The 13,392-nt window shown below is 45.5% G+C and carries 12 protein-coding genes; 9 read left to right on the plus strand and 3 right to left on the minus strand.

Going from position 1 to position 13,392, the window contains the following annotated elements:
- Window positions 1-24: 24 nt before the first annotated feature.
- Together serC and KXJ80_RS13015 are read left to right on the plus strand one after the other, a co-directional pair.
- Complete coding sequence (gene serC / locus KXJ80_RS13010) at window positions 25-1,122, plus strand: 3-phosphoserine/phosphohydroxythreonine transaminase (RefSeq protein ID WP_069454979.1); 1,098 nt, start codon at window positions 25-27, stop codon at window positions 1,120-1,122.
- 245 nt (window positions 1,123-1,367) lie between these two features.
- A complete protein-coding gene (locus KXJ80_RS13015) occupies window positions 1,368-2,288 on the plus strand; it encodes a LysR family transcriptional regulator (RefSeq protein WP_037418889.1) in 921 nt (306 codons plus the stop codon).
- Here the strand turns inward: KXJ80_RS13015 and KXJ80_RS13020 are convergent.
- The 3 genes from KXJ80_RS13020 to KXJ80_RS13030 form a co-directional block, all read right to left on the minus strand.
- Window positions 2,285-3,196, minus strand: coding sequence for a YjjW family glycine radical enzyme activase (locus KXJ80_RS13020; protein WP_170919386.1), 912 nt, complete (start codon window positions 3,194-3,196; stop codon window positions 2,285-2,287). The genes KXJ80_RS13015 and KXJ80_RS13020 overlap by 4 nt on opposite strands.
- Window positions 3,168-4,727 (minus strand): YjjI family glycine radical enzyme, encoded by a 1,560-nt coding sequence (locus KXJ80_RS13025; protein ID WP_259474440.1) that lies wholly within the window; start codon window positions 4,725-4,727, stop codon window positions 3,168-3,170. Before KXJ80_RS13025 ends, KXJ80_RS13020 begins: the two co-directional genes overlap by 29 nt.
- Before the next feature lie 401 nt (window positions 4,728-5,128).
- Window positions 5,129-6,319: an amino acid aminotransferase gene (locus KXJ80_RS13030; RefSeq protein WP_259474441.1), complete on the minus strand. Its 1,191-nt coding sequence runs from the start codon at window positions 6,317-6,319 to the stop codon at window positions 5,129-5,131.
- Between the two features lie 433 nt (window positions 6,320-6,752).
- On the opposite strand from KXJ80_RS13030, the gene aroA reads away from it, so the two are divergent.
- The 7 genes from aroA (at window position 6,753) to pyrF (ending at window position 13,339) form a co-directional block, all read left to right on the plus strand.
- The gene (gene aroA / locus KXJ80_RS13035) at window positions 6,753-8,033 is read left to right on the plus strand and encodes a 3-phosphoshikimate 1-carboxyvinyltransferase (protein WP_047537813.1); all 1,281 of its coding nucleotides are present in this window, start codon (window positions 6,753-6,755) and stop codon (window positions 8,031-8,033) included.
- A gap of 183 nt (window positions 8,034-8,216) precedes the next feature.
- On the plus strand, window positions 8,217-8,909 hold the full coding sequence (gene cmk, locus KXJ80_RS13040; protein WP_037418896.1) for a (d)CMP kinase: 693 nt from the start codon (window positions 8,217-8,219) through the stop codon (window positions 8,907-8,909).
- A gap of 103 nt (window positions 8,910-9,012) precedes the next feature.
- Window positions 9,013-10,680, plus strand: a complete 1,668-nt coding sequence (rpsA, locus tag KXJ80_RS13045) for a 30S ribosomal protein S1 (protein WP_011072381.1) — start codon at window positions 9,013-9,015, stop codon at window positions 10,678-10,680.
- Window positions 10,681-10,752: 72 nt separating this feature from the next.
- A complete protein-coding gene (gene ihfB, locus KXJ80_RS13050; RefSeq protein WP_037418898.1) occupies window positions 10,753-11,040 on the plus strand; it encodes an integration host factor subunit beta in 288 nt (95 codons plus the stop codon).
- Between the two features lie 123 nt (window positions 11,041-11,163).
- Window positions 11,164-11,439, plus strand: a complete 276-nt coding sequence (locus KXJ80_RS13055; RefSeq protein WP_037418900.1) for a LapA family protein — start codon at window positions 11,164-11,166, stop codon at window positions 11,437-11,439.
- A gap of 1 nt (window position 11,440) precedes the next feature.
- Window positions 11,441-12,601, plus strand: a complete 1,161-nt coding sequence (gene lapB, locus KXJ80_RS13060) for a lipopolysaccharide assembly protein LapB (protein WP_259474442.1) — start codon at window positions 11,441-11,443, stop codon at window positions 12,599-12,601.
- A 42-nt stretch (window positions 12,602-12,643) separates the two neighbouring features.
- Window positions 12,644-13,339, plus strand: coding sequence for an orotidine-5'-phosphate decarboxylase (gene pyrF / locus KXJ80_RS13065; RefSeq protein WP_259474821.1), 696 nt, complete (start codon window positions 12,644-12,646; stop codon window positions 13,337-13,339).
- The last annotated feature ends 53 nt before the right edge of the window (window positions 13,340-13,392 follow it).

Here is a 13,392-nt window from a genome sequence, read left to right on the forward strand (position 1 = left end):
GGTTTGTAAATAAGGAGAGTGGCAGTGAGCGCGATTTATAATTTCTGTGCAGGTCCTGCGATGTTACCCGCAGCGGTAATGAAAAAAGCACAACAGGAATTACTCGATTGGAATGGGCTAGGTGTCTCCGTGATGGAAGTCAGCCACAGAGGTAAGGAATTTATCGCGCTGACCAAGCAAGCTGAGGCAGATTTACGCGAGCTGATGCACATTCCACAAAACTATCATGTGTTGTTTATGCACGGCGGTGGTCGCGGTCAGTTCTCTGCCGTTGTGAATAATTTTTTAGGCAATCAAGGCCGAGCCCTGTATTTAGTCAGTGGTCAATGGTCTTCTGCGGCATTAGCCGAAGCCCAAAAGCTGGCGGGCGACGCGCAAATTGATAGCCTTAACATTGTTGAAAAACATAATGGACTCAATGCAGTAGTGCTGCCTGATCTGCATAACATTGATGCCGATTACCGTTATGTGCACTACTGCCCAAATGAGACAGTTGATGGTATCGAAATTTTTGATGAGTTAGACAGTCCATGGCCGATTGTCGCCGACCTATCATCTACCATTATGTCTCGTGAAATTGATGTCAGCCGTTATGGCTTAATCTATGCTGGCGCACAGAAAAACATTGGTCCTTCGGGCTTATCCATTGTGATCGTGCGTGATGATATGTTGAAACTGCCGAGTTTAACTCAATCATCCATTATGGATTATCGTTTAGCGGTAGAGCATGATTCTATGTTCAATACGCCACCAACATTTGCCTGGTACTTAGCGGCTGAAGTGTTTGCCTGGCTCAAATCCTTAGGTGGTGTGGCCAGTATCGCGAAAATCAATCAGCAAAAAGCGCAAATGCTGTATGCCTGTATCGATGCCAATCCTTTCTATAAAAATGGTGTCGTCGCGGCGAACCGCTCACAAATGAACGTGACTTTCCAACTGGCGGATGAATCCCTCGATGGCGCCTTCTTAAAAGAGGCCGAAGCGGCGGGCTTAGTGGCTTTAAAAGGACACCGAATTGTCGGTGGTATGCGTGCAAGCTTATACAATGCAATGCCACTGGAAGGTGTTGCCGCGCTGGTGACATTTATGAATGAGTTTGCAGCTAAACATCACAAGATGTAGTCCGCGCTCACCCTAGAGCACATAAGTTTTAAGCTGTTATACGCAAAAAGCGAATGCACATATGCATTCGCTTTTTTGTTGGCAGGATTTGGTTAGGCACTTGTACCGAGCAAGCCTGTGAGCCGGCACGCATAACAGGCCAATATACTTAGCTATCTATTGGGTAAGTTTTATCTTATTGTTTATCATGATTAAAAATTGATATTTTGATTTTTACCATAAGATAAATTAGCAGGAAACCACTGATGGATTTAGCCAAGCTTTCGCGTATTAGTATGAAGCACTTAATCACTTTACATGTGATGCTCGATACTCTGAGCGTTACCGCCAGCGCTGAGCGCTTATGCTTAAGCCCTTCATCTGTCAGTAAAACCTTAAGTCAGCTTCGAGACAGTTTGAATGATGAACTGTTTTACCGTAATGGTAATTCACTGGTTGCAACACCTTTAGCCAAACGATTAGGCCCAAGCGTGCAACAAATGATCAATGATATGAATCAGATCATGAGTCAAGATGCGTTTACCCCAATAAACTATGAAGGGCGTTTTTCGTTTGCAATGCGTGAAAGCACCTTTGAACTGCTGGCCGCCAAACTTAGCGCCCATATTTTGAGTTTGGCGCCCCATATTCATCTCGATATTTACAGCAAAGACAATATTGGTTTTGATGGACTCATTAATGGCTCGTTAGATTTTGTACTGTTACCCCATGATTTGAGTCAGCCTAATCCTTCGCAAGATGATCTAGTGTGGGAAACCTTGTTTAGCGATGAAATGATTTGCCTAATGAACTCATCACATCCCTTGGCAAAACAATCGCATATCAGCTTTGATGACTACCTAAGCTACAGCCATATAGGCATCACAGATACGGACCTAAGCACGCCCTATTTTGATATTTTACTCGCTCAGCAATCTAAAAAACGTGCGGTACCGATTTCAGTGCCAGACTTTGGCAGCGCGGCGTTAATGTGTCACCACAGTGAGCTGCTGTTTACCTGCTCGCGCCGCTGGGCATCTATCGCGAGCCAAGCCAAAGGCTTAACCGTGAAACCGTTACCCATCGAATATGGAAAAGTGGCTTATAGTCTCGTTTGGCATAAACAAAGTAAGAAGGATCCCGCGCTACGCTGGCTGTACGAGCAGATCCTGCTTTGTAGCCGTTAAAGGTAGATGGACGGTAACACGATATTTGTTAAGCCTCGCTGGGCAAGGGAGCCTGCTAAGGCTTCAATATCGGTTTGAGTGCAACTTGGCCAAGTTAACGCCTCATCAACCACGCCATGGTGGTGAAAGGCGTTTAATTTCACCCGCGTATCGGCACCGAGTGTCAGTAAATAGCAAGATAGCGCGTCTATCTCCTGTTCAAAATCCGTAATACCTGGGATATGCAGCAACCTTACTTCATACAGTTTTTGCTGCTGCGCCAAGAGTTCAATGGATTTGAACACCGTATGGTTATCTCGCCCGGTAATGTATCTATGGGTATCTCGTTGCCACGCTTTAAGATCCACCATAGCGCCGTCTAAAAATGGCAGCAGTTTATGCCAGCCAGTGAGGCTCAAACTGCCATTGGTATCAAGCATACAGGTTAACTGTGATAACGACGTTGAGGCCTTAATCGCTTTAAATAATTCAATAATAAATGGCAGTTGTAGACTTGCTTCGCCGCCGCTCACCGTGATGCCATTAATAAAGTGACGCTGATGGTGAAGAATCGCCAAGATTTCTTCAACAGTATATCGGGTGACTTTGGGATTGGCTTGTTTTGGACACACAGCAAGACAAGTATCGCACTGGCTACAACGGTCTTTATCCCAATGGATCTGATGCTTATTGTTAGCGTTTATCAATGTCAGTGCCTTGTCAGGGCAGGTGGCAATGCAATCGCCACAGCCATCGCATAAGCCGATGGTATGTGGGTTATGGCAGTTCTTACATTGATAGTTGCAGCCCTGCAAGAATAACACGAGCCTGCTGCCAGGCCCGTCGACGCAGGAAAACGGCAATAGTTGGCTGACAATTGCCTGTTTATTTATGACCGGTTTAGTTAACAACACAGGGAGAGTGCTCATGGGCAACAACGCGTGCTTGGCGTTGCAATATGCCGGTATTCTGTGCGGCTTCTGCTCCTAAACCCGTGGTATTAAGGCGCGATCCGCATTGTTTAAATGCTTCAATATCTGAGCGTTTTACCATATAGCCAGTGACGCGCATTAAATCGTTAGAGGCCACATTGGCAGTAAATTCCCTAAAGCCTAACTCCAGTGCCGCTTTACACAGTTGGAACATGGCTTGAGGATTCGATTTGACAGTTTCATCGATAGTCAAAATATCGCTAATCCCCGCCGTATAATACTGGTGATGCTGCGCGAGGGCTTGAATATGAGCGATGGGATTGGGTTCTGTACCATAGGGAATACGAACGCCGGGTGTCACGTCCTTATCGAGACTAATACCGCCCTGTGAATGCAGCAGCGCTCGTCCATGATAGCCATAGGTGACGGGCGTGGATTTTACTATGGTATCGAGGGCGGCAGAAATACGGTAGCCAAGTTGGTTTGCATCCATGCTATGCCCATAGCCTGTGGGTTTGTTTGATTCAGATGATTTGTCTGTCTCACTTGTCATCAGAGCTTGCAGAATATTCACCGCTTCAGCCATACCATAAATACCAAACATGGGTGCAAAGCGCGATTCATCAATCAATTGTTCTTTAACTAAAAAGCTATCAAAGAAGTGCGACTCTTGATGTAAAAATGCTGAGCGCGCCTCGATAAGTTCGAAGGTGAGTGAGCAGTAATAGGGCAAAACACGCTCAAAAAAGTCATTGATTGATGTGGCTTTTAATGCCACTTCTTTCAGATTGAGTCTAACCAAGGTATTAGCGCCGCCTGCTAATGGTAAGGCATTGTAGCAACTCACAATACCAAAGCCGCGCTTGTCAAATACACTGGCATGCAGAGGATAGTTGGCGATATGCGGTTTACTGCACTGACAAATATTGGTGGCCGCAATCTGCAATAATTCATCCGGCGTGACGGCGGGGTCATACATAAAGGTCAAATTGGGGGCAACTTGTTTGAGCTCGGCATCAATGCGCAGTAGGGTACGGCAAACAATGTTGTCTGTTGGGCCAATATTAACGTGCATAAAGGCGTCGGGCAGGGTTCTGTCGAGCATTATCCAGAACAGCTTTAGTTTACGATAAAGGACATCCGCATCCATTCCTTCCACGAAAGGCATCAAAATGTCGTCCAACTGACCTAAATACACGGGGATATTGGTCACCGATGGCACATGGTGATACAGAATCGTTAAGGCATTGAGGGCTTCATCTAAATCCTGTGCAGGTGAAAGCTCTAAATATTCTGAGCCTTGCTGAAGATAACGGGCATAATCTGGCAATACATAACGCGGTTTAAACGGTGCATGGCCTTCAAACATATCGCAGATCACGCCGTCATTCATTGCCGCGTTAACCTCAGTCGATATCGGCATATAGGGCAAACTTGCCTCAGCCTCCAACGCTAAATAGTTAGATTTTTGCTTAGGTGAAAGCTGCGGGCTCGTGACGATTTGTATTAATTTATCTTGTAATAACATGGCGGAATACCCACAAGTTCAATAATGACGATTAATCTACTCAGCAGATTTGGCTTTAAAAAGTGAAAATTACCGTAGCCCCGATTGATAAAATGGAAATCCGCCGATTGAGATCACAACGTGCGGTTTATTGTGATAAGACCGTGGAGTCAACATCATTCAAATAGGGTTTTACGATTGAAAATAAATGCTTAAAGGGTGAGGATGACGTGGCTTATGAGGTTTTTTAGGGGGAACGAAAAAGGAAGACTCGTCAATCCAAACTAAATAGACGAGTGTAATATTTACAAGCGATAGATAACTCTGCTGGATCCTAGATAGAGAATACAGCAGAGTAACTAGATGGTTAAAAAGTACTAAATCGCTTGTATTTAAAGCACTTGTATTTAAAGCACTTGTATTTAAAGCACTTTGGCAATCGACTTAGCTAAGTAATCCACATTGTCTTCGCTAATGCCTGCTATGCTAATGCGGCTTGACCCTACCATATAAATGCTAAATTCTTTCTGTAGACGCGCCACTTGCTCAGGATTAACTCCAAGGAAGGAAAACATGCCTTTTTGGCGAGCGATAAAGCTAAAATCGCGCTCAACGCCATTGGCTTTGAGTTTTTCAACTAAAATCGCGCGGTTACCATTGATGCGATCGCGCATCACTTTGAGCTCATCAAGCCATTCTTGAGTTAATTCTTTTGATCCTAAAATCGTCTCAACAATCGCCGCGCCGTGGGCTGGCGGCATGGAGTAGAGGCAGCGAACCACATAAAGCAGTACAGATTGCGTGATATTGGCGGTATTGGCATCTTTGGCAATCACAGAGCAGGAACCAATACGCTCACGGTACAGACCGAAGTTTTTCGAGCATGAACTACACAGGATCATATTATCAACGGCTGCAGCCATTTTACGCACGCCGTAGGCATCAATATCAACACCATCGCCAAAACCTTGGTAGGCCATGTCGATAAGCGGGGTAAAACCTTGCTCCTTGGTGAGGGCAACCACTTTGTCCCATTGCTCAGTGGTCAAATCCATCCCACTTGGGTTATGGCAGCAGGCGTGAAATAACACTACATCATCAGGACTCACTTGCGATAATGCAGCAAGCATCTCACCAAATTTCAATGATTTACTATCGTAGTCATAATAGGGATAAGTTTTAACTGTGATCCCAGCAGCTTCGAATAAACCGGTATGGTTAGCCCATGTAGGATCGCTTACCCACAATACCGCATTCGGATTGCAGCGCTTAATAAAGTCACCCGCAACACGCAGAGCACCCGTACCGCCAGGCGTTGAAACAGTACGAATACGGTTAGCGATAATCGCGCTATGATCACTGCCAAAGGCTAACTCTGTCATCAGGGTATTAAACTGAGGCGAGCCGGTTGGACCGATATAGACCTTTGTCGTCTCCGTTTCTAAACGAAATTTCTCGGCTTTTTTTACACAATTGAGAATGGGGGTGTTTCCCGCGGGGTCTTTATAAACACCGACACCTAAGTCTACTTTCTGTGGATGTGTGTCTTCGCGGTACTGGGTCAACAAGCCGAGGATCGGATCCGCAGGCATTGCGATGAGTGAGTTAAACATAGCTCCATCTACCTTTCTAGTTATTAAGCGACAGCATGAATCACATAGGATGTGCGTGATTTATCGATTGAAACCTAGGATAACGTGAATAGATGAAAACTTTAAAGTAAAAATGGTGTTTAGAGACCAATTAGTCTGGCAAAAAAGCCTGCCGAAAAACCGTTTAGATCACAATTTCACCCATTATATTTAGTATTTTTGTTATTTTTAGGCTGACTTGAGTAAATTTCCGGTTTCAAAAGCCATTTTTTAGTAAAAAACGGTTGAATCCTGCGTCACTATCGGTAATTTTATAACGACGAAGCACCAACAAGGTCCCCAATCTCCTTTTATTAGTAACGTAAACTTGACGTTCTGTAGCGTGAAGTTGCCATTAGCCTATTCAGTTCGCGTGATGACATCAATCACGCCCAAAGAGAAAGAAGATTTATTCATGAAGCAATTACGTCTTGAACCTGTTGTGCAAGTCCGCGGTGAGATCAACATTCCGGGCTCAAAAAGCATTTCTAACCGCGCATTATTATTGGCGACCTTAGCCAAAGGCACCACCACGCTAACCAATTTGCTCGACTCCGATGATATTCGTCATATGTTGGCGTCTTTAAAGCAGTTGGGAGTTGAATACCGCTTATCGCAAAATAATACTGTCTGCGAGCTTATTGGTTTAGGTGGTGCTATCTCGGCGGATACTGCGCAAACGCTGTTTCTAGGCAATGCGGGCACGGCTATGCGCCCATTGTGCGCTGCGCTGACCTTAGGGCGTGGCGAATTTACCTTAACCGGCGAGCCCCGCATGGAAGAGCGTCCCATTGGTGACTTGGTCGATGCCCTAAAACAATTGGGCGCGAATATTGTGTACCTTAAGAATGAAGGGTTTCCGCCTCTGACCATCAATGCAACCGGGCTTAACGGTGGCGATGTAGAAATTGCTGGCGATCTGTCTAGCCAATTCTTAACGGCGCTGTTAATGGTTACCCCCCTCGCTAAGGGCAGTGTGAATATTCATGTCAAAGGAGAACTGGTTTCAAAACCTTATATCGACATTACCTTAGCCTTGATGGCGCAGTTTGGCGTTCAGGTGATTAACCATGACTATGCCCGCTTTGAAATCCCCGCCGGGCAGCAGTATGTGTCACCGGGTAAAGTGTTAGTAGAAGGGGATGCCTCTTCCGCATCTTACTTTTTAGCGGCGGGTGCCATCAAAGGCGGTGAGGTGAAAGTCACTGGTGTTGGCCGTTTAAGCATTCAAGGCGATGTGAAATTTGCCGATGTGCTGGAAAAAATGGGCGCTGATATTGAGTGGGGCGATGATTATATTATTGCCCGTGGCGCGCCGTTAACTGCGGTTGATTTAGACATGAATCATATTCCCGATGCGGCGATGACCATTGCTACCGCCGCCTTGTTTGCTAAGGGCACGACCACCATTCGCAATATTTATAACTGGCGCATTAAAGAGACCGACCGTTTGGCGGCGATGGCAACTGAGCTGCGTAAAGTCGGCGCGTTAGTCGAAGAGGGACATGATTATATTCAAATCACGCCGCCAGCAGTACTGAATACCGCAGAGATTGACACTTATAACGATCACCGCATGGCCATGTGCTTCTCCATGCTGGCCTTTGCCGATTGCGGGATCACTATTAACGATCCTGACTGCACCTCGAAAACCTTCCCTGACTATTTTGCTCAATTTGCCAGTCTGAAGGCCTAACGTTTTCAGCTAACAGATTGACTTCTGACCATATCAAACAAAAGAAGCCGCATTTGAGCGGCTTCTAAACTTCATAAAAAATCCACGGATTTTATTTGTATATTATTGTACAATGCGGCGCGCTCATTTTCGGGGCTCTACTTATGAACTCACGGATGATGATTATTTTTTGCGGAGGAATGTATGTCTGAACGGGCTCCTGTAGTCACAATCGACGGCCCAAGTGGTGCTGGTAAAGGGACAATTAGCCAATTATTGGCTAAGCATCTAGGTTGGCAACTGCTTGATAGTGGTGCAATTTATCGAGTACTTGCACTAGCTGCCATTCATCACGACGTAGAATTGGAAAATGAAGAGTCCATCACCTTGCTAGCTTCACACCTCGATGTGAAATTTTTAACGGGCAATGAGAAAGACCCCGTTCAAGTGATCTTAGAAGGTGAAGACGTCACCACAGCGATACGTACCCAAGAATGTTCAAATGCTGCCTCTAAAGTGGCGGCGTTTCCCCGTGTTAGGGAAGCCTTATTGCGTCGCCAACGAGCCTTTAGAACGGCACCGGGATTGATCGCCGATGGCCGCGATATGGGGACGGTAGTTTTCCCAACAGCATCGGCTAAATTATATTTAACGGCATCTGCACAAGAGCGGGCTCAAAGACGCTATAATCAGTTGCAGGACAAGGGCTTCGATGTTAATATCGAGCGCCTTTTAGCTGAAATTATCGAACGTGATGACCGCGATATGAATCGTCCTGTGGCACCATTGGTCCCAGCCGAGGATGCGCTCGTTATCGATACAAGCGATAAAGGTATTGATGAAGTGCTGGAGCTTGCGCTCAACTTTATCAAGCAAAAATTATCCAGCACTAACTAAAATTATTGCTCGGGTAGGTATTCGTATTAAGGATGATACGGATAATTTGACTGACTCCACGTCTAGGATTGACTGTGGTTTATTACATTAAAGTAACTTAAACATGACTGAATCTTTTGCTGATCTATTTGAACAATCCCTTCAAACTCTGGAATTCCGTCCAGGCTCTATCGTTCGTGGTACTGTAGTTGCTATCGAAAACGGTATGGTTCTGGTTGATGCAGGTCTGAAGTCTGAAAGCCCAATCCCAGCTGAACAATTCAAAAACGCTCAAGGTGTTTTAGAAATCGCTGTTGGTGATGAAGTTGACGTAGCTCTTGACTCTGTTGAAGACGGCTTCGGTGAGACTCAACTGTCTCGCGAAAAAGCGAAACGTCACGAAGCTTGGATCGTTCTGGAAAAAGCTTACGAAGATGCTGAAACTGTAATCGGTATCATCAATGGTAAAGTGAAAGGCGGTTTCACTGTTGAATTAAACGGTATCCGTGCCTTCTTACCAGGTTCTCTAGTTGACGTGCGCCCAGTTCGCGACACCGCTCACTTAGAGTACAAAGAATTAGAATTCAAAGTTATCAAACTAGACCAGAAGCGTAACAACGTTGTTGTTTCTCGTCGTGCAGTTATCGAATCAGAAAGCAGCGCTGAGCGTGATGCACTGTTAGAAAACCTGCAAGAAGGTCAAGCAGTTAAAGGTATCGTTAAGAACCTGACTGACTACGGTGCATTCGTAGATTTAGGTGGCGTTGACGGTCTGTTACATATCACTGATATGGCATGGAAACGCGTTAAGCACCCATCTGAAATCGTCAACGTTGGTGACGAAATCAACGTTAAAGTACTGAAGTACGATCGTGAGCGCACTCGTGTGTCTCTAGGTCTGAAACAACTTGGCGAAGATCCATGGTTAGAAATCAGCAAGCGCTACCCAGAAAACACTAAGTTAACTGGTCGCGTAACTAACCTGACTGACTACGGTTGTTTCGTTGAAATCGAAGAAGGCGTTGAAGGTTTAGTTCACGTTTCTGAAATGGATTGGACTAACAAGAACATCCACCCATCTAAAGTGGTTAACTTAGGTGATGAAGTTGAAGTTCTGGTTCTGGACATCGATGAAGAGCGTCGTCGTATTTCTCTAGGTCTGAAGCAATGTAAGACCAACCCATGGGATGACTTCGCAACTCGTTACAACAAAGGCGACAAGGTTTCTGGTAAGATCAAGTCAATCACTGACTTCGGTATCTTCATCGGTCTTGACGGCGGTATCGATGGTTTAGTTCACTTGTCTGACATTTCTTGGAACGGCACTGGTGAAGACGCAGTATCTGAGTACAAGAAAGGCGACGAAATCCACGCAGTGGTTCTGTCTGTTGACCCAGAGCGTGAGCGTATCAGCTTAGGTGTTAAACAAACTGAAGACGACCCATTCAACGCTTACTTAGCTGACAAGAAGAAAGGTACTATCGTACACGGTACTGTTTCTGCTGTTGATGCTAAAGGTGTGACTGTTGAACTGGCTGACACTGTTGAAGGTTACATCCGTGTAGCTGACATCAGCCGTGAGCGCATCGAAGATGCATCTACTGTTTACTCAGTAGGTGACGCAATCGAAGCTAAGTTCATGGGTGTTGACCGTAAGAACCGTTCTATCAGCCTGTCAATCAAAGCGAAAGACGAAGCTGAAGAAAAAGAAGTAATGGCGACCTTGAATAAACAAGAAGACGCTGTTATTAGTAATGCAATGGCTGAAGCGTTTAAAGCAGCTCGCAAATAATCGCCTGTTGTATGGGGAGATTTTCTCCCCATTAGGTGACTGTGTTTGGCTTGATAATAGGGGATAGCTAGGATGACAAAATCCGAACTGATCGAAAAACTCGCCACCAGGCAGTCGCAGCTGTCGGCGAAAGAGGTAGAAGGCGCAATCAAAGAGATGTTGGAGCAAATGGCATCAACATTAGAAAGCGGTGATCGTATTGAGATCCGTGGCTTTGGTAGTTTCTCGCTTCATTATCGTGCGCCGCGTACTGGCCGCAATCCAAAGACGGGTTCATCCGTCGAATTGGAAGGCAAATACGTCCCGCACTTTAAGCCAGGCAAAGAACTGCGCGAACGCGTTGACGCTGTCAATGTTTAATTGACCGCATTGCAAAAAGCCTCCGCAAGGGGGCTTTTTTATATCTAATGTAAGGCAAAGCTGGTCAGCTCAGTAAATTTCTTGGATAATCAGAAAATTGAAAGGCGTTTAAGGGAGTGCGACGTGAAATCTTTTGTAGCGACAGTCCTAGTGGCACTGTTATTTATAGTGGCTTTGATTTTTGGCGCACGTAATGAACAAGTCGTGACAATCAGCTACTTTGTGGCACAAGGGGAGTACCGTTTACCCGTTGTGTTAGCGATTGTTTTCTTTGCAGGCTTTATGCTTAGTTGGCTGGTAGCGAGCTATTATATTGTTAAACTTAAATTGGCTTTAGCGGCAACGAAAAAGAAATTAACGGTTCAAACTGCTAAAAAACCTCAAGGTGTAGACGCCTAATATGCTTGAGATCCTCTTCCTGTTGCTTCCTATTGCTGCCGGTTACGGTTGGTATATGGGGCGGCGGAGCATAAGGCAAAATCAGAGCAATCAGCGTAAACAATTAAGTCGTGATTACTTCACCGGCTTAAATTACTTATTGTCTAACGAGTCGGACAAAGCGGTCGACTTGTTCATCAGTATGCTTGATGTAGACGATGAAACCATCGACACCCATCTTTCCCTCGGTTCCTTATTCCGTAAGCGTGGTGAGGTTGACCGCTCGATTCGTATCCATCAAAACTTAATTGCCCGTCCTACGCTCACCAATGAGCAGCGCGATATCGCCATGATGGAGCTGGGCAAAGACTATCTTGCCGCGGGATTTTACGACCGCGCCGAGGAAATTTTTCTGAATTTGGTGAGTCAAGATGACCACAGTGAAGAGTCTGAAACTCAGCTGATTGCGATTTACCAAGTGATAAAGGAATGGCAAAAAGCCATCGATATCACCAAACGTTTAAGCCGTAAACGTCAACTCGTACTCAAACCGATAACTGCCCATTTTTATTGCCAACTTGCCGATGAAACCAGTGATGATTCTGAGAAGGTCAAGCTACTGCAACAAGCCTTAAAACAAGATCCCAAATGTGGCCGAGCCTTATTGACTCTTGCCAAAAAATTTCTCGATGCGAAGGATTACAGTCAGTGTAAATCCATGCTGATAGCATTAAAAAAGGCCGATATTGAGCTTTTTGCTGATGCACTGCCGACGGCTAAAGAAGTATATCGCGATACTCAAGATAAAGAGGGCTATCAAGAGTTATTAGCTGGCGCTATGGCTGAAGGTGCTGGCGCATCCGTAGTGGTGGCGCTTGCCCAACATATGATAAGCCTTGATGAGATTAAAGCTGCTGAAAACATGGTGCTCGATGCGCTTTATCGCCATCCGACCATGAAGGGGTTTCAGCACTTAATGCAAATGCATCTACGCCAAGCAGAAGAAGGGCAAGCTAAACAAAGTTTGACGATGCTTGAGCAACTTGTTGAGCAACAAATTAAATTCCGGCCAAGCTACCGCTGTAAAGAATGTGGTTTCCCATCCCATACACTATATTGGCATTGTCCTTCTTGCAAAAAGTGGGGCACCATTAAACGGATCAGAGGCTTGGACGGTGAATAACTTCTTTAAATATCTAGTTAGTGTAACCCTGTTGGAGAGATGATGACGACTAAACCTATCCTCGTAGCGCTTGATTACGATAATAAAAACCACGCTTTACAATTGATAGATCAACTCGATCCCAACATGTGCCGCCTGAAAGTTGGCAAAGAAATGTTTACCCTGTTCGGCCCGCAGTTAGTTAAAGACATCCATGACCGTGGCTTCGATCTTTTCCTCGACTTAAAATTTCACGATATCCCTAATACGGTTGCGAAAGCGGTTGCTGCTGCAGCGGAACTTGGTGTGTGGATGACGAATGTCCATGCCAGTGGCGGCTTAGCGATGATGGAAGCGGCGAAAAAGGCTTTGCAGCCTTACGGTAACGAGGCGCCAATGCTGATTGCTGTGACGGTATTAACCTCTATGAGCGATGACGATCTGAAGCTCGTCGGCATTGATGTGCCAGCATTTGAGCATGTTCAGCGTTTAGCTAAATTGACTAAACAGGCCGGACTTGATGGTGTTGTCTGTTCAGCCCAAGAAGCGAGCGTGCTTAAGTCTTTATTAGGTCAAGACTTTAAACTTATTACACCCGGCATTCGCCCTGTGGGTAGTGAGGTTGGCGACCAACACCGTGTGATGACGCCGCCTGAGGCGCTTGCTGCCGGTTCTGATTATTTAGTGATTGGTCGTCCGATCACTAAGGCGACAGATCCTCTGGCTGCGCTGCAGGCGATTCACCAATCTTTGCTTTAGTATACTGAACAGCACACTATTTAGCTGTTAAGGTTCGTATTCGCGACAAACTT

The organism is Shewanella xiamenensis (assembly GCF_024971755.1).
GTDB lineage: Bacteria > Pseudomonadota > Gammaproteobacteria > Enterobacterales > Shewanellaceae > Shewanella > Shewanella xiamenensis.